The organism is Streptomyces sp. NPDC043812, from assembly GCF_056436245.1.
Genome location: NZ_JBWKCY010000004.1, coordinates 139,240 through 160,190, shown reverse-complemented (window position 1 = coordinate 160,190; position 20,951 = coordinate 139,240). Strand labels below are relative to the sequence as shown.

Here is a 20,951-nt window from a genome sequence, read left to right as displayed (position 1 = left end):
TCACCGTCAACAAGAGCTCTACGGATCTTGTCGCTTTCTGCGGGACGACTGCGTGGCACCGGATTTCCTGCTCCTCCGTGGCCGCGTGGGAGCGTCGTCCGGAGAGCTTCTTTCTGCGGTGAGTGGTCTTAGAGGTCCTAACAGAAGCTGCTGATGGTGTGACTGTCGGCTTGGATGCTCGTTGGTCCGTTCGTGGCGAAGAGGAACTCTCGGCCGTGGATCGTCTCGGATGAACTGTGGCTGCTGATTGAGCCGTTGCTGCCGGTCCCGGCACCGAAGCTAGTCACGGGGCGGCCGCGGGTTCCCGACCGGCAGGCTCTGTGCGGGATCCTGTTCGTGCTGCACACCGGCATCCAGTGGGAGTACCTGCCCCAGGAGCTCGGCTTCGGTTCAGGCATGACCTGCTGGCGTCGGCTTGCCGCGTGGAACGAGGCCGGTGTGTGGGACCGGCTTCATGCCGTCCTGCTGGCGAGGCTGCGGTCGGCGAAGCAGCTGGACTGGTCAAGGGCGGTGATCGACTCCAGCCACGTCCGGGCCGCCCGACGCGGCCCCAAAGCGGACCCAGCCCGGTCGACCGAGCACGTCCGGGCAGCAAGCACCACGTCCTCGTCGACGGGCAGGGCATCCCGCTCGCCGTGTCACTGACCGGCGGAAACCGCAACGACGTCACCCAGCTGATGCCCCTGCTCGCGAAGATCCCGCCCGTCGCCGGCCTGGTCGGCCGGCCCAGGAGACGACCGGACATGCTGCTCGGCGACCGGGGCTACGACCACGACAAATACCGCCGTCTTGTCTGGGCTCAGGGCATCAAACCGGTCATCGCTCGGCGCGGTGTCCCGCACGGCTCTGGTCTCGGCGTCCACCGCTGGGTCGTCGAACGAACGATCGCTTGGCTCCACGGCTTCCGCCGCCTACGCGTCCGCTGGGAACGACGCGACGACATCCACGAAGCCTTCCTCGGCCTCGCCACGTGCCTCATCACCCACCGACACGTCCAACGCCTTTGTTAGGACCTCTAAGTGCACCACCGAGAACGAAGTTATGTGCACCACTGCTCAGGCCACGTCGGTGTCCCGCTCGATGGCCTGGAGGCGGTTCTTGAGCCGGTAGCTGTTGCCGTATGCCGTGCGCTCCGACCGCATCCGCTCACTCGACAGGAGAATGCCTGATCGCTCCCGGCCGGCGCGGCCGGCGGCACATGACACCTATGCGGCCCTTCCCCGGAGAGCGGACGACGACGACGTCCAAAGCGGGCGGCAGTATCGGCGTCCCGCGCGGTGACGAACCATCAGAACGAGCGTCAATTGAGCGTCGAGGCGGTCGACCTCTCTTCGTGCGCAGGGAAGGGAAGACCGCACCACCATCCCAGCACGGCTCCTTAAAGCGCCAGGTCAGACTGTATTCGTCAGCATACGAGGCGCTTCACGTCATGCACCTACGGAAACATGTGGGCACGGCCCGCCCGCAACCCGGGGAATCAGAAGAACTGCAGGTCAGACGCTCTTTGCTGAGGGCTCAAGAATCGCCACACACTCCACATGCGACGTCATCGGGAACAGGTCGAACGCCCGCAGCGTGCGCGGCTTGTAGCCGGCCTCGCGGAAGTACGCCAGGTCCCGTGCCAGCGCCGCCGGGTCGCAGGCCACGTACGCGATGCGGCGCGGGCCCAGCGAGGCGAGGTGCTTGACCGTCTGCTTGCCCGCGCCCGCGCGGGGCGGGTCGAGGACGACGATGTCGACATCCGTGATGCCCGTGCGCGGCAGGACCGAGTCGACCTTGCCCTGCTCGATGCGGACCCGTTCGAAGTCCTGCAGGTTGTGCCGGGCGTCCTCCACCGAGCGCTTGCCGGATTCGATGCCCAGCACCGCGCCCTTGTCGCCCACCCGGTCGGCGATCGCACCGGCGAAGAGGCCCACGCCGCAGTACAGATCGAGCGCCATGTCGCCCTTGCGCGGCAGCAGGCCCTGCATCACGGCCTTGACCAGCATGTCGGCCGCCTGCGGATGCACCTGCCAGAAGCCGCCCATGCCGACGCGGTAGGTGCGTTCGTCGGCGCGCTCGCGGACGAACGCACGGCCGTGCACGCGGTGCACTCCCCCGTCACGCTCCTCGACGCGCAGCACGGAGACCGGCTTGTCGAGCTCGACGAGCGGAAGCCGGCCGCCGGGGCGCGGGGTCAGGACGACCTGGCGGTCGTTCGACCCGGTCGCCGCGATCGCCTCGACCGTGGCCATCTGCGGCCAGTCCTGCTTCTCGATGCCGAGTTCGGTGACGCCCGGGGCGGCGATCATGCAGTGGTCGATCGGCTGGACGTCGTGCGAGCGGTGCTTGCGCAGTCCCGCGCGGCCGTCCGCGTCGATGGCGTACTGGACGCGGGTGCGCCACGCCGGGACCTCACCCGCGGGGAGCTTGTCGCCCGGGGCGGGCATGACGGTGCCGTCCCAGCCGGCCTCCTCGGGCGTCAGCCCCGCGAGGCGCTGCAGCTGCTCCGCGATCACCTCGCCCTTGAAGCGGCGCTGCGCGCCCGGCTTGGCGTGCTGCCAGTCGCAGCCGCCGCACTTGCCGGGGCCGGCGTACGGGCAGGGTGCCTCCACCCGGTCCTTGGACGCGTCGACGATCCGCACCGCGTCGGCGCGCAGGAAACGGGAGTCCTCCTCGCCTTCGGTGACGCGGACAACGGCCTTCTCGCCGGGAAGCGCGTGCCGTACGAACAGCACCCGCCCCTCCTCGTTACGGGCGACGCAGTGGCCGCCGTGTGCGACGGGGCCGATCTCGACCTCGTACTCCTCCCCGACCAGCGAAGACTCAGGTGCGTTCTGCATGGTGGGGTGACTCCAGAGGATCAAAGGGGGGCGGCAGGACAACGACCCACCAGTCTACGTCGGGGGCGGGCCGCCTCAGACCTTCCCGCTCGGCTCCTTCGGACGACGGTCCACGGGTCCGCGGCGCACGGAGCCCGGGGCGCTCCACTCCTGGCGCTTCCTGGCCCGCTTCTTCGCGACTTCGGACGATTCCAGCTGGTAGGGCACCGAGGTCACCATGACCCCCGGGGTGAACAGCAGCCGGCCCTTGAGCCGCAGCGCGCTCTGGTTGTGCAGCAGGTGCTCGTACCAGTGGCCGACGACGTACTCGGGGATGACCACGCTGACCACGTCGCGCGGGCTCTCCTTGCGCAGGCTCTTCACGTACTCGATGACGGGCCGGGTGATCTCGCGGTAGGGCGAGTCCAGGATCTTCAGCGGCACATTGATGCCGCGCCGCTCCCACTCGTCCCGCAGCGCCTTGGTCTCCCCCGGGTCGACGCCGATGCTGAGCGCTTCGAGTTTGTCGACGCGCATCAGCTTGGCGTAGGCGAGCGCGCGGAGGGTCGGCTTGTGGACCTTGGAGACGAGCACGATGGCGTGGACGCGGGACGGGCGGACGCTGTCGTCGCTCGGCTCGTCGGACGCGGCGATCTCCTCGGCGACCCGGTCGTAGTGCCTGCGGATGGCGGACATCGTGCCGTAGAAGATCACCATGCCGAGCAGCGCGACCCAGGCGCCGTGCGTGAACTTGGTGGCGAGGACGACCACGAGCACCAGACCGGTGAAGAAGGCACCGAAGGTGTTGATCGCACGGGAGCGGATCATGTGGCGGCGCTTGGCCTTGTTCCTCTCCGTCCTCAGGTGCCGGTTCCAGTGCCGGACCATGCCGGTCTGGCTGAGTGTGAAGGAGACGAAGACGCCGACGATGTAGAGCTGGATCAGCTTGGTGGAGTCGGCTCCGTAGACCCAGACCAGCAGGATGGCGGCGCCGGCCAGCAGCACGATGCCGTTGGAGAAGGTGAGCCGGTCGCCGCGGGTGTGGAGCTGGCGGGGCAGATACCGGTCCTGGGCGAGGATCGAGCCCAGGAGCGGGAATCCGTTGTAGGCGGTGTTGGCCGCGAGGAACAGTACGAGGGCGGTGGCCGCGGCGAGCAGGATGAAGAAGAACGTTCCGTCACCGAAGACGGCGGCGGCGACCTGGGAGATCACCGGGTTCTGGACGTAGTCCGGGCCCACCGGGACACCGTTGTGGATGAGGTCCTTCGCCGGGTACTCCGCCATCTTGACGTCGGTGGCCATGGCGAGGCCGATGATGCCGCAGAACATGGTGACGGCAAGGCCGCCCATCAGCAGCAGCGTGGTCGCGGCGTTCTTGCTCTTGGGCTTGCGGAACGCGGGGACGCCGTTGCTGATGGCCTCGACACCGGTGAGCGCCGCACAGCCGGAGGAGAAGGCGCGCAGCAGCAGGAAGACGAGCGCGAAGCCGGCGAGGCCGCCGTGCTCCGGCTTGATCTCGTAGTCGGCTGTCGGCGCGCGCATGGTCTCGTCGAGGACGATCCCCTGGAAGGCACCCCACGCGATCATGATGAACACACCGGCGCAGAAGACATACGTCGGGATCGCGAAGAGCTTGCCCGACTCCTTCACGCCGCGCAGGTTCATCAGCGTGAGGAGCACGATTATGACGATGGCGCTGAGCACCTTGTGCTCGACGACGAACGGGATGGCGGAGCCGAGGTTCTCCACACCGGAGGAGATGGAGACGGCGACGGTCAGGACGTAGTCGACCAGGAGCGCGCTCGCGACGGTGAGGCCCGCCTTGGGGCCGAGGTTGGTGTTGGCGACCTCGTAGTCGCCACCGCCGCTCGGATAGGCGTGCACGTTCTGCCGGTAGGAGGCGACGACGGTGAACATCAGCACCACGACGGCCAGGGCGATCCATGGGCTGAAGTGGTACGCCGACAGACCCGCGATGGACAGGACCAGCAGAACTTCGCCCGGGGCGTACGCCACAGAGGAGAGCGGGTCGGAGGCGAAGACGGGGAGTGCAATGCGCTTGGGGAGAAGGGTCTCTCCCAGCTTGTCGCTGCGCAGCGCCCGGCCGATCAGGATCCGTTTGGGCAGGTCGGTCAGTTTGGACACGGGGAGGATCGTAAGCGTTCGAAATGAGTCATGCCCACTCACCACCCGGGCCTTAACGGAATCCTGTCTCCGAGACGGGTGGGGTCCAAGGGGTGACCGCACATGTTTAGCTAGGCGCGCGGTCTGAGACCCTGTAGGGCCTTGACAGCGATACAGGACCAAAGACAGCCGGAAGGACGGTCGTGCACATCGTCATCATGGGGTGCGGGCGAGTGGGAGCCGCTCTCGCGCAGACCCTGGAGCATCAGGGGCACACGGTCGCCGTCGTCGACCAGGACCCCACGGCCTTCCGTCGCCTGGGATCCGGATTCGGCGGCCGCCGCGTCACCGGAGTCGGCTTCGACCAGGACACCCTGCGCGAGGCGGGGATCGAGGACGCCGGCGCGTTCGCCGCGGTCAGCAGCGGTGACAATTCCAACATCATCGCGGCACGGGTGGCACGCGAGATGTTCGGCATCGAGAACGTCGCCGCCCGGATCTACGACCCCCGTCGCGCCGAGGTCTACCAGCGGCTGGGCATCCCTACGGTCGCCACGGTCCGCTGGACCGCGGACCAGATGCTGCGCCGGCTGCTGCCGTCGGGCGCGGAGCCGCTGTGGCGCGATCCCAGCGGTGGCGTCCAGCTGGCGGAGGTGCACACCTCGTCGGCGTGGATCGGCCACAAGGTCAGCAGGCTGCAGGAGGAGACGGGTGTACGCGTGGCCTTCCTCACCCGGCTGGGCGAGGCGGTGCTGCCCACGTCGCAGACCGTGCTGCAGGAGGGCGACCTCGTGCACGTGATGATGCGTACGGACGAGATCGGGAAGGTCGAGGCGGTCTTCGCCGAGGGTCCCGAGGAGGGCGGTCACTGATGCGGGTCGCTATTGCGGGCGCCGGCGCGGTGGGCCGTTCCATCGCCGGTGAGCTGCTGGAGAACGGGCACGAGGTTCTCCTGATCGACAAGGCCCCGACCGCCATCTCGGTGGAGCGCGTGCCGCAGGCCGAGTGGCTGCTCGCCGACGCGTGCGAGATCACGTCGCTGGACGAGGCGGCACTGCAGCGCTGCAACGTGGTGATCGCGGCGACGGGCGACGACAAGGTGAACCTGGTCGTCTCACTGCTCGCGAAGACGGAATACGGGGTGCCGCGGGTGGTCGCCCGCGTCAACAACCCCAAGAACGAGTGGCTCTTCAACGAGTCGTGGGGCGTGGACGTGGCCGTCTCCACCCCGCGTCTGATGTCGGCGCTGGTCGAGGAGGCCGTGAGCGTCGGCGACCTGGTGCGCCTGCTCCGCTTCAGCCACGGCGACGCGAACCTGGTCGAGCTGACGCTGCCGCCGGAGTCGGCGTTGGCGGGCACGCAGGTGGGCGAGGTGGCATGGCCGGAGGACACCTCGCTGGTCACGATCATCCGCGGTTCCCGGGTCCTGACCCCAAACACGGAGGAGACCCTGGAGGCGGGCGACGAGCTGCTGTTCGTGGCGGCCCAGGCGCGTGAGGAACAGCTGGAGGACCTGCTCTCGGTCCGCCGGGAGTCCTGACACCGCGCGACTGCCTTCTCCCTCCGGGCCCCGCCCCGCAGGGAAACGCCGAAGGCCCGGAACCGTGCCGGTTCCGGGCCTTCGGCGTATGTGTGAGTGCGACGCGTCGGGCTATGCCTCGCCGCCGCCGTGCGGTGCCGCGGCCTTGCGGGCCTCCTCCGCGCGTTCCTCCGCCTCCATCTCCGCGAACACGTCGATCGGCGGCGGCGCCTTCGCGAGGAACAGCCAGGTCAGATAGACGGCCAGCAGGAACGGCGGGATCTTCAGCGCCACCAGTACCCAGCCCAGCTGGGTCGTGTCGGCCCACCAGTAGAGCGGGAAGAGGATCGCGCACTTGGCGAGCAGGATCAGGCCCCACGCCCAACTGGCCTTGGCGTACGCCTTCTTGCGGCCGGGGTTGCGGGTCCGCCAGGAGAGGTTCTCCTTGAAGACCGGGCCGAGGATCAGACCGATGAGCGGGACGCCCGCCAGCGTGGTGATGATGTACGCCATGGCCAGGCCCAGGGTGTACAGCATGCCCGGCAGGTAGAAGTCCTTCGCGTTGCCGGTCATCATCGCGAACACGACACCGAAGGCCACGCCGAAGACGCCGCTGAAGGCGTGCTTGACGGTGTCCTTGCGGATCAGGCGCACGGCGACCAGCACCAGCGAGACGGCGAGAGCCGCGATCGCCGAGATGTGCAGATCCTTGTTGACCGTGTAGATCGTGACGAAGAGAAGGCCCGGCAGGACCGTCTCCACCATGCCGCGCACGCCGCCGAACGCCTCGAACAGCGCCGCCTCCGTGACTGCCCTGGATTCGGCCGGGTCGTGCTGTGGGTCGTTCGTGGTGGGGGTCGGCTTGTCGACAGACGTCACCGGCTACTCCTGTCCGAGCGGTCGGAGTTCGTATTTGGGGTTGAACAGCACCCGGCGGCCGTGGTTCATGGAGATCCGGCCCGACGCGATCAGTCTGCGGCCCGGCTCTATACCCACGATGGAGCGGCGGCCGAGCCAGACGACGTCCAGCGGGGCCGTGCCGTCGAACAGCTCCGCCTCCAGCGCGGGCACGCCGGCCCGCGGACGCAGGGTGACCGTGCGCAAGGTACCAGTGACCCGGACGATCTGGCGGTCACCGCAGTCGCAGATGCGGGTGCACCCCGACGCCTGCGCGTCCTCCTGGAGCTCCTCCGACTCGAGCTGCTGCTGCGAGGTGGAGAGCCGGTCGAGCATGCGACGGAAGCGGCCGACCGGTCCGGCCGCCCTGTCTTCCTTCGCCGCGTTCTCGGAGCGGGGTACAGCACTCATACAGAAAGCGTACCGGCCCTCCCCAGGACCGGATCAACGTTCGAAGCGGATCAACGTTCGAAGCGGTATCCCATGCCCGGCTCGGTGACGAAGTGCCGGGGGTGCGAGGGGTCCACCTCCAGCTTGCGGCGCAGCTGGGCCATGTAGACCCGCAGGTAGTTGGTCTCCGTGCCGTACGACGGGCCCCACACCTCCTGCAGCAGCTGCTTCTGACCGACGAGACGGCCGCTGTTGCGGACGAGGACCTCCAGCAGGTGCCACTCCGTGGGCGTGAGGCGCACGTCGCGTCCCTCGCGGTGCACCTTCTTCGCCGCGAGGTCGACGGTGAAGGTCTCGGTCTCGACAGTGACGACATCGCCGTCCCCGCCGCCGACCGGCTCGGCCCTGCGGACGGCGGCGCGCAGCCGGGCCAGCAGTTCGTCCATGCCGAAGGGCTTGGTGACGTAGTCGTCGGCCCCGGCATCGAGCGCCTCGACCTTCTCGTCGGAGGAGTGCCGGGCGGAGAGCACGAGGATGGGCACCCTGGTCCAGCCGCGCAGGCCCTTGATCACCTCGACGCCGTCCATGTCGGGCAGCCCGAGGTCGAGGACGACGACGTCGGGGTGACGTGCTGCCGCGAGTTCGAGCGCCGACGCGCCGTCGTGGGCCGCGTCCACCTCGTACTTCCGCGCCTTCAGGTTGATCACGAGGGCACGTACGATCTGCGGCTCGTCGTCGACCACGAGCACCCGGGTCATTGCCGGTCCGCCTTTCTGCCGTGTGGGCTGGGACTGCTGTGTGTGCGGGAGAGGCCGCGCAGGGCGGCCTCCGCTGCCGAGCGACGTGCCGGGCGCCGTCATGTCGTCGCCTGCGCGGGCATCTCGGTGGAGCCGGTCCCGCCCCCTCCCGGCGCGGCGGCGAGGGTGAGGACCATGGTCATGCCGCCTCCGGGGGTGTCCTCGGCGCTCAGCGTGCCGCCCATGGCCTCCACGAAGCCGCGCGCGACCGCGAGGCCGAGGCCGACGCCCGCGCCGCGCGGGGCGTCGCCGTAGCGCTGGAACGGTTCGAATATGCGGTCCTTCGCCTCGTCGGGGACCCCGTTCCCGCGATCCACCACGCGCAGTTCGAGGCGTTCGCCGAGCGTGCTGGCGGCGACGGTGACGGTCGTGCCGTCAGGGCTGTACTTCACCGCGTTCTCGACGATGTTGGCGACCGCGCGTTCCAGCAGCCCGCGGTCGACGGCCACAAGGGGCAGCGTCTCGGGGATGTCCAGGACGACGCTCTCGGGCGGGACACCGGCAAGGGCGAGCGGGATCACCTCGTCGAGGCTCGTCTCACGGATGAGCGGGGTGACGGTGCCGGTCTGCAGCCGTGACATGTCGAGCAGATTGCCGACCAGGTGGGAGAGCCGGTCGGTGCCCTCCTCGATGCCGGCGAGCAGCTCGGCCTCGTCCTCCTCCGACCAGGCGACGTCGTCGGACCGGAGAGAGGTGACGGCGGCCTTGATCCCGGCGAGCGGGGTGCGCAGGTCGTGGCTGACGGCGGCGAGCAGGGCGGTGCGTATCCGGTTGCCCTCGGCGAGCGCGCGGGCAGCCTCCGCCTCGTCCACCAGCCGACGGCGGTCGACGACGACCGCGGCCTGGGTGGCGAAGGCTGCCAGCACGCGGCGGTCCTCGGCGGGCAGGACGCGCCCGGAGAGCGCGAGCGCCATGTGGTCGCCGACCGGCATGTCCACGTCCGCGTCGTCGGGACGTGTGGCCGGCCTCGGGCCGACGCTCGCGGTGCAGGTCCACGGTTCGACGTCGCCGGCCCGCTCCAGCAGGGCCACGGACTCCATCGCGAAGGTCTCCCGGACCCGCTCCAGGAGGGCGTCGAGCGCCGTCTCCCCGCGGAGCACACTGCCCGCGAGGAAGGAGAGGATCTCGGACTCGGCCCGCAGCCGGGCGGCCTGGTGGGTGCGGCGGGCCGCCAGGTCCACGACGGAGGCGACCGCTGCCGCCACCGCGAAGAAGATCACGATGGCGACGAGGTTCTTCGGTTCGGCGATGTCGAGGGTGTGGGTGGGCGGGGTGAAGTAGTAGTTCAGCAGCAGCGAGCCGACGGCCGCGGAGGCCAGTGCGGGCCGCAGCCCGCCGAGGAGCGCCGCGGTGACGGTGAGGAACAGGAACAGCAGGACGTCGTTGGCGAGCCCGGGACCGTTCTCGATGCTGGTCAGCACCAGGCTGAGCAGGACGGGGGCGACGACGCCGACGAGCCAGCCTGCGATGATGCGGGACCGGCCGAGCCGGGCTCCGCGGGCGCCGGGCAGCCCGCGGCCCTTGCCCGCCTCGTCGTGCGTGACGATGTGGACGTCGAGGTCGGGGCCCGAATCGCGGGCCACGGTGGCGCCGACGCCGGGACCGAAGAGGTACTGCCACGACGTGCGGCGGCTGGAGCCGAGGACGACCTGGCTGGCGTTGACGCCGCGCGCGAACTCCAGCAGGGCGGAGGGCACGTCGTCGCCGATGACGTGGTGGAACGTGCCGCCGAGATCCTCGACGAGGGTGCGCTGTACGGCGAGCTCCTTGGGCGAGGCCGAGGTCAGCCCGTCGCTGCGGGCGATGTAGACGGCGAGGACCTCGCCGCCCGCTCCCTTCTCGGCCAGCCGTGCGGCACGGCGGATGAGCGTACGGCCCTCGGGGCCGCCGGTGAGACCGACAACGATGCGCTCGCGGGCCTGCCAGGTGGAGCGGATGTTGTGCTCGCCGCGGTACTGCTGGAGGTACTCGTCGACGCGGTCGGCGAGCCACAGAAGGGCGAGTTCGCGCAGGGCGGTGAGGTTGCCGGGCCGGAAGTAGTTGGACAGTGCGGCGTCCACCTTGTCCGGCGTGTAGATGTTGCCGTGCGCCATCCGGCGGCGCAGCGCCTGCGGCGCCATGTCGACGAGTTCTATCTGGTCGGCCCTGCGCACGACTTCGTCGGGGACCGTCTCGCGCTGGCGCACGCCGGTGATCGATTCGACGACGTCCCCGAGTGACTCGAGGTGCTGGATGTTGACGGTGGATATGACGTCGATGCCCGCGGCGAGCAGTTCCTCGATGTCCTGCCACCGCTTGGCGTTGCGCGAGCCGGGCACATTGGTGTGGGCGAGCTCGTCGACGAGGGCGACCGCGGGGCGGCGCTCCAGCACGGCGTCGACGTCCATCTCCGTGAACGACGCGCCGCGGTGGGTGAGCTCGCGGTGCCGGATCTGCTCGAGACCGTGCAGCAGCACCTCGGTGCGCGGCCGGTCATGGTGCTCGACATGGGCCACGACGCAGTCCGTGCCGCGCTCCAGGCGCCGGTGTGCCTCGGAGAGCATGGCGTACGTCTTGCCGACTCCTGGCGCCGCACCGAGGTAGATCCGTAGCTTGCCGCGTCCCATGGCCTCATTGTCTTCTGTGTGCCGCGTCGCGCATCGGCTGCGACTGCCGCTCCGCGCAGCGTCGACCCTACGTCCACCAGGGCGGCCGAAAGGGACGCGGAGGGACTCCACGGTGCGTATTGACGCGATTCTGATGCGCCGGGCCGGGGCGGGACGCCGGTGCGACGCATCCGCGTCGCCATGGAGCGGCCGGTGCGCGGGGCCGGGCGGGGCCATGGAGCGGCCGGGTGGCAGGTCCCGGCAGCGCTCGACGATCTCGCCGTCGTCAGTGCTCCACGATCTCGCCGTCGCTCAGTTCCAGCACCCGGTCCGCCAGGTCCAGCAACTGGGCGTCGTGCGTGGCGACCAGCGCCGTGACGCCTTCGCTGCGTACGACGGCGCGCAGCAGCTCCATCACCGACAGTCCGGTCTCCGCGTCCAGCTGGCCCGTCGGCTCGTCGGCGATGAGCAGTGCGGGACGGTTGGCGAGTGCGCGGGCGATGGCGACGCGCTGCTGCTGGCCGCCGGACAGCTCCCCCGGGCGCTGGGCCGCGTGCTCGGCGAGACCGACGAGGGCCAGCAGCAGCTCCACGCGTTCGTCGCGTTCACGCGCGGGGGCCCTGCGCAGCCGGAGCGGGACGCCCACGTTCTCCGCTGCGGTCAGGATCGGGATGAGACCGAAGGACTGGAAAACGAAACCGATGCGGTCACGGCGCAGTTCGAGCAGGCCGTCCTCGCCGAGGCCGGACAGTGCCGTGCCGTCCACGGTGACCCGGCCCTCGTCAGGGCTGTCCAGCCCGCCGACCACGTTCAGGAGGGTGGTCTTGCCCGAGCCGGAGCGGCCCTTGAGCGCGACCAGTTCACCGCGGGGGACCTCGAAGGAGACACCCCGCAGGGCGTGCACGGCCGCGGCACCGGTGCCGTAGGAACGGTGCACGTTCTCCACGCGCACCATCGGCGCACCGCCCGGTCCGCCGACTACTGCTGCTCCCCCGGACGCACTGCTGCTCACGGTCATGCTCGGCCCCCCGTACGCATCGGATCGTTGCGGGCACAGTATGTGCAGGGGCCGGACAAAGGGGCAACGGCCGTGCGGACAAAGGCCGGTGGGCCGCACTCCCGACCAGGAGTGCGGCCCACCGTCAGCTGGGGTCAGCGGACCTCGGTGATCTCGGGTCCGCGCTGGAGCTGGCCCATGCCGCCGGAGAAACGCGAGCCCTCCTGGTCCTCCTGCTGGACACCCTCGGGCACCATCTGCGCGTCGTCCGGCAGCTTGAGGACGATCGGGTCGCGGGGCGCCATCGGTCCCTCGCCGCGTACGACGACGGTGTCCCGGAAGATCTGCTCCAGCAGTCCGGCGGCCTGCGGCTGCACCGCGCCCTGCCCGGAGATCACACCGCGCAGGAACCAGCGCGGTCCGTCGACACCGATGAAGCGGACCAGCTGTACGCCGCCCGTGCCGTCGGGCAGCTGCACCGGCACCTGGGCCCGCAGCTCCCAGCCCAGCGGACCCTCGACCTCGTCGATGATGCCGCCCTGCTGGGTGATGCCCGAGGCGATCTCCTCGCGGACCTCGCCCCAGATGCCTTCCTTCTTGGGCGCCGCGAAGGCCTGCAGCTGCACGGCGCTGTCGCGCAGCACGACCGTCGCGGCGACGATCGCGTCGCCCGCGACCTCGACGCGCAGTTCCATGCCCTCGACTCCGGGCACGAACAGGCCGCCCAGATCGACCCGGCCCTCGCCGGGCCTTGATACCTCGGAGACGTCCCAGGGGCCGTCGGGCCGGGGCGCCGGCGGGAGGTTCGCCCGGCGGGCTCCGCTCTCCCCGGCATCCGTGTCGAGCTCGGCAGACTCGTCGGCGACTCGCTCGGCCTCGCCCGCTGCGTCCGCCGCATCCTCGGCGGAACCACTCTTCTTGCGACGTCCGAACACGTCACTGTCCTTCCCGGTCGGATACGACCGAAGCGTATCGATTCCCACCCGTAGAGCCGTCCACGGCGGCATGACCGCCGGTGGACCCGAAGCCCCCCTCGGCCCGCGCCGAGCCGGGAAGCTCCGCCACCTCGTGGAAGCGCACCTTCTCGACCTGCTGGACGACCAGTTGGGCAATCCGGTCGAACCGTTCGAACCGCACGCTCTCGCGCGGGTCGAGATTGACCACGATCACCTTGATCTCCCCACGGTACCCGGCATCCACCGTCCCTGGGGCATTCACGAGGGCCACTCCGCAACGGGCAGCGAGACCCGAGCGCGGGTGCACGAACGCCGCGTACCCGTCGGGGAGCGCGATCGACACCCCCGTGGGCAGGACCACGCGCTCGCCGGGCGCCAGCTCGGCGGCTTCGCAGGTCACGAGATCGGCACCCGCGTCACCGGGGTGCCCGTACGCCGGGAGCGGGACCTCGGGGTCCACGCGGCGGATCAGTACGTCGACGGGTTCACGCATCAGGGGTTCACCTCGAAGGCGCGGGCGCGCCGGATCTGGTCCGGGTCGGCCATGGCCGCCCGGATCTCCTCGGGCCGGCCGTTGTCGATGAAGTGGTCGACCTTGACCTCGATGAACAGGGCGCCCGCGCGCACGGCGACCGGGCCGTCGGGGCCGCCGATCCGGCCGGTGGCCGTCGAGTAGATCTTGCGACCGGCGACGGCGGTGACCTCGGCGTCGAGGTGCAGCACAGTGCCGACCGGCACGGGGCGTACGAAGTCGGTCTCGAGCTTCCCGGTCACGGCGATCACCCGCAGCAGCCAGTTCAGCGAGCCGAGCGTCTCGTCGAGCGCGGTGGTCAGCACGCCGCCGTGGGCGAGCCCGGGGGCTCCCTGGTGCGCGGACTTGACGGTGAACTCGGCCGTGACGCGTACGCCCTCCTCGGCCCGCGCCGCCAGATGCAGTCCCTGCGACTGTCCCTCTCCGCAGCCGAAGCAGTGGTCGTAGTGGGCGCCGAGCAGCTCACCGGGGGCCGGGGCGTCGGGATGCCGGACCGGTGCCGTGGCGTCCGCGGGCGGGGTCAGCGCCGTGGAGCCTGCCGGGGGTCCGGGGGTCGCCCCCCGGGGGTTCGCGTTACTCACAGCCGCAGACCTTACCCGCGCGGATACCCGCCGGTCGCGCCGTGCCAAGCTTGGATTCATGCAGCCTTCCGCCCCGCAGTTCTCCGAACGCCTCACCGCCCCCCGTTCGTGGTGGGTGATCACCGCTCTCGTCGGGATCTCCGGCGGTCTGGTGATGCTGCCGCTGGGCGCGCTGCCGATGCTCGGCGGTGTGGTCGTGGCGGGGGCGCTGGCGGGCGCTCTGGTCAGTTCGTACGGGTCGGCCCGCGTGCGGGTGGTGGCCGGCTCGTTGGTGGCGGGGGACGCCCGGATCCCGGTTTCGGCGCTCGGCACCCCGGAGGTGCTGGACGCGGAGGAGGCGCGCGCGTGGCGCTCGCACAAAGCGGATCCTCGGGCGTTCATGCTGCTGCGCAGTTATGTGCCGACGGCCGTCCGGATCGAGGTCACGGACCCGGCGGACCCGACGCCGTACGTCTATCTGTCGACGCGGCGACCCGTGGAGCTCGCCGAGACGCTGGCGGCTGCCCGGGCGGTCTGAGGGATGCCCCGGATCAGTGCCCGGTCGCGGGCGGGAGCCGCTTCTCGCCGCTCAGCACGTCGCCGGGCAGCGCGTTCTTGGGCTGTTCCAGGGGCGGGAGCTGCGGCAGCGCGTCCCACGGGACCTGCCTGTTGCGCAGGTCGCGGCGGATACGGTCCGCGAGCTTCCTGGTGTCGCGGCGGTTCATCACGGCGCCGACGGCGGCCCCGACCATGAACGGCATCAGGTTCGGCAGATTGCGCACCATGCGTTTCATGATCGACTGTCGCAGCTGACGCTTGAGCTGGCCGCCCATCGCGGCGTTGTACGTCGAGGGCTTGGTGGGGTCGATGCCGCGCTCGGACGACCAGGAGTTCAGATAGGCGGTGCTGCGGTCCTTCAGATTGCCGGGCGGCCGCAGCCCGTAGACCTCGTGCAGTTCCGCGACGAGCTTCAGCTCGACGGCGCCGACACCGATGACTTCGGCGGCGAGCTCGGTCGGCATCGCCGGCGGTACCGGCATCATCGCGACGGCGCCGATTCCGGCACCGACGGTCGAGGTGGCGTTGGCCGCGCCCGCGACCAGCTTGTCGGCAAGCTGCTCGGGGCCGAGGTCGGGAAACTGCCTGCGCAAGGTGGCCAGATCGCGCACGGGAACGCGGGGTGCGTTCTCGATGAGGTGGTCCGCGAGGTGGGCCAGTGCCGCCTTGGCGTTCTCGGTCGTCCTCACGATCGTGGTCCGTGCGCCCCGGCCGCTCTTCGCGAGCCCTGCCCTGGCGCTCGCACCGCCCTTGGCCATGCCGTGGCGCACGGCGGCCAGGCGTCGGGCCCTGGTCGGGGACCCCGCCTGGCCGGCTGCTTCGAGCGGGGCCGGCCGGCCCCTCTCCACCCCGTCACCTGTGCCTTGCGGCATCAGGGCGCCGTCGCGCCCGGTGGACGCCTCTGCGTCCGGTGCCGAGCCCGGACCGCCCTGGTACGCCTCCGACGGCTTCTGACGTCGAAAGCGCCGCTTCCCGGGCGGTGTCCCGCCTGCCACTGGCGACCGACCTCAGTCGCAGTCGCGGCAGATCGGCTGGCCGTTCTTCTCTCGCGCCAGCTGGCTGCGGTGGTGCACGAGGAAGCAGCTCATGCAGGTGAACTCATCGGCCTGCTTGGGCAGGACCCGGACGGCCAGCTCCTCGTTGGACAGGTCGGCTCCGGGGAGCTCCATGCCCTCGGCGGCGTCGAACTCGTCGACGTCGACCGTGGAGGTGGACTTGTCGTTCCGGCGGGCCTTCAGTTCCTCAAGGCTGTCCGAATCGACGTCGTCGTCGGTCTTGCGTGGGGTGTCGTAATCCGTTGCCATGTCGCTCTCCCCCTCTGGGTGTCTGCGGTGTCTCAGCGCTCGTAACGCGTGAGAGGCCGGACTTGTGCCCGACCTGAGGCGGAGATTTTGCCTCACATCAAGGTCTGTTACTCAATCGACACCCAACCGGATCTCTCGAGACTGATCGGGTTGGACGGCGATGGGGACCGTACACGGTCCTACGGGCGCAGTTCACAGGCGCCACCCCGTGTACTTCCCGTGATCCCACCCCCCGGAAACTCGGACTTTTCCCTGCGTTCCGGCGGGAGTTGTGATCACGGAGAGTAGATGGCCCGAAATTCGCCCCTGTGATCGATCGCACAGGGACCCCTCGGGAGCAGGTCCCGAAAATTCCGCTTAAAGCGAACGTCGCTCAGCATCTCAGACCGGAAGGGTGACACGCATCACAAGACCGCCACCCTCACGAGGCTCCGCGATGATACGGCCTCCGTGGGCCCGGGCGACGGATCGGGCGATCGACAGCCCCAGTCCGACCCCCTTGTCGCTGCCCGTCCGGTCCTGCCGCAGCCTTCTGAACGGCTCGAAGAGGTTGTCGATCTCGTACGCGGGAACCACTGGCCCTGTGTTCGAGACGACCAGGACGGCCTGGCCCGCATCGACGTCCGTGGAGACCTCCACCCAGCCCCCGTCGCCCACGTTGTAGCGCACGGCGTTCTGCACGAGGTTCAGGGCGATCCGCTCCAGCAGGACGCCGTTGCCCTGCACGACGGCGGGCGCCCGCTCCCCGCGGATCTCCACGCCCAGCGCCTCGGCCTCGGAGCGCACCTGGTCGAGCGCGCGCGAGGCGACCTCGGCCAGATCGACGGGCTTGCGCTCGACGATCTCGTTGTCACTGCGCGCGAGCAGCAGCAGGCCCTCCACGAGCTGCTCGCTGCGCTCGTTGGTGGCCAGCAGCGTCCGGCCGAGCTGCTGGAGCTCCACCGGCGCTCCGGGGTCCGAGAGATGCACCTCCAGCAGCGTGCGGTTGATCGCGAGCGGTGTGCGCAGCTCGTGCGACGCGTTCGCGACGAACCGCTGCTGTGCGGTGAACGCGCGTTCCAGGCGGTCCAGCATCTCGTCGAAGGTGTCGGCGAGCTCCTTGAGCTCGTCGTCCGGGCCGTCCAGCTCGATCCGCCGGGTCAGGTCCGAGCCCGCCACCTGGCGGGCGGTACGGGTGATGCGCCCGAGCGGGGACAGCACCCGGCCGGCCATCGCGTATCCGAAGGCGAACGCGATGATGCTCAGCCCCAGCAGCGCGAACAGCGAGCGGCGCAGCAGATCGTCGAGGGCCAGCTCGCGCTGGTGCGCGAAGCACTCCTTCAGCGCGGCGTTCGCCTCGTCGGCCGACAGGCCCGCCCGCAGCGCCTCGCAGGAGTTGTCCGTCAGCTGGATCTTGCTGTCCGGGAGCAGCTTGAACGGCAGCCCGCTGCCGTCGTGCAGAGCCTGGGCGGTGAACAGATAGATGATCGACAGCAGCAGGATGCCCGCGATCAGGAACATTCCGCCGTACAGCAGCGTGAGCCGTATCCGGATGGTCGGTCGCAGCAGGGGCTGGACGGGGTCCCGGGGGTCCCACGTCGGCTTCGGAGGCGCCTCGGGGGGCGCCGGCGCGGAGGCCACGGGGATCAGATCCGGTAGCCGGAGCCGGGCACGGTGACGATCACCGGCGGCTCGCCGAGCTTGCGCCGCAGGGTCATCACGGTCACGCGCACGACGTTGGTGAACGGGTCGGTGTTCTCGTCCCACGCCTTCTCCAGCAGCTGCTCGGCGGAGACCACCGCGCCCTCGCTGCGCATCAGGACCTCCAGCACGGCGAACTCCTTGGGCGCGAGCTGGATCTCCCTGCCGTCGCGGAACACCTCGCGGCGGTTCGGGTCCAGCTTGATACCGGCACGCTCCAGAACGGGCGGCAGCGGCACGGTCGTGCGCCGGCCGAGCGCGCGGACGCGGGCTGTGAGCTCGGTGAAGGCGAAGGGCTTGGGGAGGTAGTCGTCCGCGCCGAGCTCGAGGCCCTCCACACGGTCGCTGACGTCGCCCGACGCGGTGAGCATCAGCACCCGTGTCGGCATGCCCAGCTCGACGATCCTGCGGCACACGTCGTCGCCGTGCACGAGCGGAAGGTCGCGGTCGAGCACCACCACGTCGTAGTCGTTGACTCCGATACGCTCCAGGGCCGCCGCGCCGTCGTACACGACGTCGACGGCCATGGCCTCCCGGCGCAGTCCGGTGGCCACCGCATCGGCGAGCAGCTGCTCGTCCTCGACGACGAGTACGCGCACGTCGCTGTTCCTTCCTACAAGCCCGTCGGGGACGACAGGGCGGACCTCTGCACTGACTGTGCGCACCCATCCTGCCCGTTACGCGCGTAAACCGGCTGTAAGGCGGATCCACGCGGCAAGAGCACCGGGGAATAGCCCGGATTCCCGGGACAGTTGAGGTTTCCCTGAGGGAACCCTTGGGGAGGACGACTGCACACCCCGATCACGCCTTGTATGTGGCGCAGCACGACCTGTTCCAGGGTTGATCACCCGCCCCTCGCCCATGGCGAGGGGGACCCCAGGCACACCCCCGTGCCACCGACCTAGCCGAGGGGGCGCATCATGGACGCTTTCACCACGGGAATTCTGCAGCGCATCAAGGCTGCGGAGACCGATCTGACGATGGCCCGCGAGACGGGCGACGACTTCCTCGCGGATGTCGAGCAGGCCGAGCTGGACGACCTGCACCGCCTCGCCGCCGAGCACGGTGTGCAGGTCAGCGCCGCATAGCGCTGCACGGGCACGAGAGGAGCCCCGACGCCGCGGGACGGCGCCGGGGCTCTTCTTTTTTCGCGGCTGGGTTGCCCTCCGCGGCGCGCAGGCGTGCACCGACGGCCGCGCGCCCCGGAGGGCACCCTCAGGGCGCCGGGTGTCAGTCGTGCCAGGCGCCCATGTCCTCCAGCAGCGCCTGCAGCGGCTCGAAGACACCGGGCGTGGCCGCGACCGTCAGGTCGCCCGACGGGGGTTCTCCGGCACGGCCGCCCGTGACAGCGCCCGCCTCGCGGGCGATCAGGTCGCCCGCGGCCAGGTCCCAGGGATGCAGGCCGCGCTCGTAGTAGCCGTCGAGGCGGCCCGCGGCGACATCGCACAGGTCGACGGCCGCCGAGCCGCTGCGGCGGATGTCACGCAGCTGGGGGATCAGCCGTTGCGCCACGTCCGCCTGGTGGGTGCGGACGTTGTGGACGTAGTTGAAGCCCGTCGAGACCAGGGCCTGGTCCAGCGGCGGGGCCGGGCGGCAGCGCAGCCGGCGGTCGCCGAGGTACGCCCCGGAGCCCAGCACCGCCCGGAAGGTCTCCCCCCGCATCGGGACCGCCACGACGCCCACGACCGGCTCGCCCTCCAGTTCGGCGGCGATGGAGACCGCCCAGGTGGGCAGCCCGTACAGATAGTTGACCGTGCCGTCGAGCGGGTCGATGACCCAGCGCACCCCGCTCGTGCCCTCGCTGGAAGCGCCTTCCTCGCCCAGGAAGCCGTCGTCGGGCCGGTGCTCCGTGAGGTAGCCGGTGATCAGCTTCTCGGCGGCGATGTCCATCTCGGTGACGACGTCGATGGGGCTGGACTTGGTCCTTGCGACGGCGAGATCGTCCGGCCTGCCGTCGCGCAGCAGTGCGCCCGCCCGGTGGGCGGCTTCGAGGGCGAGCGTGAGCAGTTCGGACGTCAGGGGCTCGGACACGGCGGTCTCCTTCACGCGTAAGGGCTGTCGGCACCCGCGGCCGCGGGCTTGGGAGCCCGGGCGGGGCAGCAGCCGACCGGGCAGAGGTCGTGGCTCGCGCCGAGCGCTCCGAGGGCGCAGCGTTCGGCGTCGATCCCGCGCTCCGACGCGGCGCGCTCCAGCAGCAGGTCGCGTACAGCGGCGGCGAACCGCGGGTCGGCGCCCACGGTGGCGGAGCGCCGGACGGGCAGGCCCAGCTCGGCGGCCTTGGCGGTGGCCTCCGTGTCGAGGTCGTAGAGGACCTCCATGTGGTCGGAGACGAAGCCGATGGGGACCATGACCACCGCGGGCGCCCCGGCGGCGTCCAGCTCACCGAGGTGGTCGCAGATGTCCGGCTCCAGCCACGGGATGTGCGGTGCGCCGCTGCGGGACTGGTAGACGAGCTGCCAGGGGTGCTCGATGCCCGTCTCGTCGTGCACGGCACCGGCGATCAGACGGGCCACGTCCAGGTGCTGGCGTACGTAGGCGCCGCCCTCGCCGTGCTCGCTCTCGGGACCGGAGGCGTCGGCCGCGGCGGTCGGGATGGAGTGGGTGGTGAAGGCGAGGTGCGCGCCGGCCCTGAGCTCGTCGGGCAGGTCGGCGAGGGACGCGAGAACGCTCTCGATCATGGGGCGGACGAAGCCCGGGTGGTTGAAGTAGTGACGCAGCTTGTCCACACGCGGCGCCTGGAGCCCCTCCGCCTCCAGCGCGGCGAGCGCGTCGGCGAGGTTCTCGCGGTACTGCCGGCAGCCCGAGTAGGACGCGTACGCGCTGGTCGCGAGGACGGCGATCCGCCGGTGTCCGGCGGCCGTCATCTCGCGCAGGGTGTCGGTCAGATACGGCGCCCAGTTGCGGTTGCCCCAGTACACCGGCAGGTCCAGGCCGTGCTCGGCGAAGTCCTTGCGCAGGGCGTCGAGCAGGGCGCGGTTCTGGTCGTTGATCGGGCTGACGCCGCCGAACAGGAAGTAGTGCTGCCCCACCTCCTTGAGCCGTTCCTTGGGGATGCCCCGGCCGCGGGTCACGTTCTCGAGGAACGGGACCACGTCGTCCGGTCCTTCGGGGCCGCCGAAGGAGAGCAGCAGGAGGGCGTCGTAGGGAGCGGGATCACGCAGATCGGACATGATGCCGATCCTGCCACCCCGGCCCCGCCCGTGGCCGGGAGGCCCCTGCCCGTGGCCCCGGGGAAAACGGCCGTGCACGGA

General features: G+C 70.3%; 21 protein-coding genes and 1 pseudogene. 5 read left to right on the top strand and 17 right to left on the bottom strand.

Annotated elements, in window-relative coordinates:
- Positions 1–174 precede the first annotated feature (174 nt).
- Positions 175–1,010: pseudogene (locus tag AC067Z_RS07985) on the top strand (IS5 family transposase).
- A 45-nt stretch (positions 1,011–1,055) separates the two neighbouring features.
- On the opposite strand, the gene AC067Z_RS07980 reads toward AC067Z_RS07985, so the two are convergent.
- The 3 genes from AC067Z_RS07980 to AC067Z_RS07970 form a co-directional block, all read right to left on the bottom strand.
- Positions 1,056–1,205, bottom strand: a complete 150-nt coding sequence (locus tag AC067Z_RS07980) for a hypothetical protein (RefSeq protein ID WP_478788611.1) — start codon at positions 1,203–1,205, stop codon at positions 1,056–1,058.
- Between the two features lie 288 nt (positions 1,206–1,493).
- Positions 1,494–2,822, bottom strand: a complete 1,329-nt coding sequence (locus tag AC067Z_RS07975) for a class I SAM-dependent RNA methyltransferase (protein WP_478788610.1) — start codon at positions 2,820–2,822, stop codon at positions 1,494–1,496.
- 75 nt (positions 2,823–2,897) lie between these two features.
- Entirely contained in the window at positions 2,898–4,946 is a 2,049-nt protein-coding gene (locus AC067Z_RS07970) for an APC family permease (RefSeq protein WP_478788609.1), read from the bottom strand.
- A 182-nt stretch (positions 4,947–5,128) separates the two neighbouring features.
- Here AC067Z_RS07970 and AC067Z_RS07965 point away from each other — a divergent pair, with 182 nt between their 5' ends.
- Positions 5,129–5,797, top strand: a complete 669-nt coding sequence (locus AC067Z_RS07965; protein WP_478788608.1) for a potassium channel family protein — start codon at positions 5,129–5,131, stop codon at positions 5,795–5,797.
- A complete protein-coding gene (locus AC067Z_RS07960) occupies positions 5,797–6,465 on the top strand; it encodes a potassium channel family protein (protein ID WP_478788607.1) in 669 nt (222 codons plus the stop codon). The genes AC067Z_RS07965 and AC067Z_RS07960 overlap by 1 nt, the downstream gene beginning before the upstream one ends.
- Before the next feature lie 111 nt (positions 6,466–6,576).
- Here AC067Z_RS07960 and AC067Z_RS07955 read toward each other — a convergent pair whose 3' ends face one another.
- The 8 genes from AC067Z_RS07955 to AC067Z_RS07920 all read right to left on the bottom strand — a co-directional run bounded on the left by AC067Z_RS07955 (position 6,577) and on the right by AC067Z_RS07920 (position 14,179).
- The gene (locus AC067Z_RS07955; RefSeq protein ID WP_478788606.1) at positions 6,577–7,323 is read right to left on the bottom strand and encodes a DUF3159 domain-containing protein; all 747 of its coding nucleotides are present in this window, start codon (positions 7,321–7,323) and stop codon (positions 6,577–6,579) included.
- A 3-nt stretch (positions 7,324–7,326) separates the two neighbouring features.
- Positions 7,327–7,752 (bottom strand): OB-fold nucleic acid binding domain-containing protein, encoded by a 426-nt coding sequence (locus AC067Z_RS07950; protein ID WP_478788605.1) that lies wholly within the window; start codon positions 7,750–7,752, stop codon positions 7,327–7,329.
- Between the two features lie 50 nt (positions 7,753–7,802).
- Positions 7,803–8,489, bottom strand: a complete 687-nt coding sequence (locus tag AC067Z_RS07945) for a response regulator (protein WP_478788604.1) — start codon at positions 8,487–8,489, stop codon at positions 7,803–7,805.
- A gap of 98 nt (positions 8,490–8,587) precedes the next feature.
- Complete coding sequence (locus AC067Z_RS07940) at positions 8,588–11,134, bottom strand: ATP-binding protein (protein ID WP_478788603.1); 2,547 nt, start codon at positions 11,132–11,134, stop codon at positions 8,588–8,590.
- A 265-nt stretch (positions 11,135–11,399) separates the two neighbouring features.
- Complete coding sequence (locus AC067Z_RS07935; protein WP_478788602.1) at positions 11,400–12,131, bottom strand: ABC transporter ATP-binding protein; 732 nt, start codon at positions 12,129–12,131, stop codon at positions 11,400–11,402.
- A 134-nt stretch (positions 12,132–12,265) separates the two neighbouring features.
- On the bottom strand, positions 12,266–13,045 hold the full coding sequence (locus tag AC067Z_RS07930) for a DUF3710 domain-containing protein (protein WP_478788601.1): 780 nt from the start codon (positions 13,043–13,045) through the stop codon (positions 12,266–12,268).
- A gap of 1 nt (position 13,046) precedes the next feature.
- Complete coding sequence (dut, locus tag AC067Z_RS07925; RefSeq protein WP_478788600.1) at positions 13,047–13,559, bottom strand: dUTP diphosphatase; 513 nt, start codon at positions 13,557–13,559, stop codon at positions 13,047–13,049.
- Positions 13,559–14,179, bottom strand: coding sequence for a PaaI family thioesterase (locus AC067Z_RS07920; protein WP_478788599.1), 621 nt, complete (start codon positions 14,177–14,179; stop codon positions 13,559–13,561). Before AC067Z_RS07920 ends, dut begins: the two co-directional genes overlap by 1 nt.
- A gap of 58 nt (positions 14,180–14,237) precedes the next feature.
- On the opposite strand from AC067Z_RS07920, the gene AC067Z_RS07915 reads away from it, so the two are divergent.
- Positions 14,238–14,696 (top strand): DUF3093 domain-containing protein, encoded by a 459-nt coding sequence (locus AC067Z_RS07915; protein ID WP_478788598.1) that lies wholly within the window; start codon positions 14,238–14,240, stop codon positions 14,694–14,696.
- A 13-nt stretch (positions 14,697–14,709) separates the two neighbouring features.
- Here the strand turns inward: AC067Z_RS07915 and AC067Z_RS07910 are convergent, their stop codons facing one another.
- The 4 genes from AC067Z_RS07910 to AC067Z_RS07895 form a co-directional block, all read right to left on the bottom strand.
- A complete protein-coding gene (locus AC067Z_RS07910; RefSeq protein WP_478788597.1) occupies positions 14,710–15,711 on the bottom strand; it encodes a hypothetical protein in 1,002 nt (333 codons plus the stop codon).
- Between the two features lie 12 nt (positions 15,712–15,723).
- Positions 15,724–16,020: a DUF4193 domain-containing protein gene (locus AC067Z_RS07905; protein WP_018848140.1), complete on the bottom strand. Its 297-nt coding sequence runs from the start codon at positions 16,018–16,020 to the stop codon at positions 15,724–15,726.
- Positions 16,021–16,401: 381 nt separating this feature from the next.
- Positions 16,402–17,640 (bottom strand): sensor histidine kinase, encoded by a 1,239-nt coding sequence (locus AC067Z_RS07900; RefSeq protein WP_478788596.1) that lies wholly within the window; start codon positions 17,638–17,640, stop codon positions 16,402–16,404.
- Positions 17,641–17,645: 5 nt separating this feature from the next.
- Positions 17,646–18,299, bottom strand: a complete 654-nt coding sequence (locus AC067Z_RS07895; RefSeq protein ID WP_005310963.1) for a response regulator transcription factor — start codon at positions 18,297–18,299, stop codon at positions 17,646–17,648.
- A 321-nt stretch (positions 18,300–18,620) separates the two neighbouring features.
- On the opposite strand from AC067Z_RS07895, the gene AC067Z_RS07890 reads away from it, so the two are divergent.
- Complete coding sequence (locus AC067Z_RS07890; protein WP_478788595.1) at positions 18,621–18,788, top strand: hypothetical protein; 168 nt, start codon at positions 18,621–18,623, stop codon at positions 18,786–18,788.
- A gap of 142 nt (positions 18,789–18,930) precedes the next feature.
- On the opposite strand, the gene AC067Z_RS07885 is transcribed toward AC067Z_RS07890, so the two are convergent.
- Positions 18,931–19,731 carry an inositol monophosphatase family protein gene (locus AC067Z_RS07885; protein WP_478788594.1) on the bottom strand — a complete coding sequence of 267 codons (801 nt, stop codon included), beginning with the start codon at positions 19,729–19,731 and terminating at the stop codon, positions 18,931–18,933.
- A gap of 11 nt (positions 19,732–19,742) precedes the next feature.
- Positions 19,743–20,870, bottom strand: coding sequence for a ferrochelatase (locus AC067Z_RS07880; RefSeq protein ID WP_478788593.1), 1,128 nt, complete (start codon positions 20,868–20,870; stop codon positions 19,743–19,745).
- Positions 20,871–20,951 lie beyond the last annotated feature (81 nt).

Coding starts and splice junctions, on each gene's coding strand:
- AC067Z_RS07905 (WP_018848140.1), bottom strand. CDS start 16,020: ATGGCAACGGATTACGACACCCCACGCAAGACCGACGACGACGTCGAT.
- AC067Z_RS07960 (WP_478788607.1), top strand. CDS start 5,797: ATGCGGGTCGCTATTGCGGGCGCCGGCGCGGTGGGCCGTTCCATCGCC.
- AC067Z_RS07935 (WP_478788602.1), bottom strand. CDS start 12,131: ATGACCGTGAGCAGCAGTGCGTCCGGGGGAGCAGCAGTAGTCGGCGGA.
- AC067Z_RS07945 (WP_478788604.1), bottom strand. CDS start 8,489: ATGACCCGGGTGCTCGTGGTCGACGACGAGCCGCAGATCGTACGTGCC.
- AC067Z_RS07940 (WP_478788603.1), bottom strand. CDS start 11,134: ATGGGACGCGGCAAGCTACGGATCTACCTCGGTGCGGCGCCAGGAGTC.
- AC067Z_RS07890 (WP_478788595.1), top strand. CDS start 18,621: ATGGACGCTTTCACCACGGGAATTCTGCAGCGCATCAAGGCTGCGGAG.
- AC067Z_RS07880 (WP_478788593.1), bottom strand. CDS start 20,870: ATGTCCGATCTGCGTGATCCCGCTCCCTACGACGCCCTCCTGCTGCTC.
- AC067Z_RS07950 (WP_478788605.1), bottom strand. CDS start 7,752: ATGAGTGCTGTACCCCGCTCCGAGAACGCGGCGAAGGAAGACAGGGCG.
- AC067Z_RS07915 (WP_478788598.1), top strand. CDS start 14,238: ATGCAGCCTTCCGCCCCGCAGTTCTCCGAACGCCTCACCGCCCCCCGT.
- AC067Z_RS07975 (WP_478788610.1), bottom strand. CDS start 2,822: ATGCAGAACGCACCTGAGTCTTCGCTGGTCGGGGAGGAGTACGAGGTC.
- dut (WP_478788600.1), bottom strand. CDS start 13,559: ATGCGTGAACCCGTCGACGTACTGATCCGCCGCGTGGACCCCGAGGTC.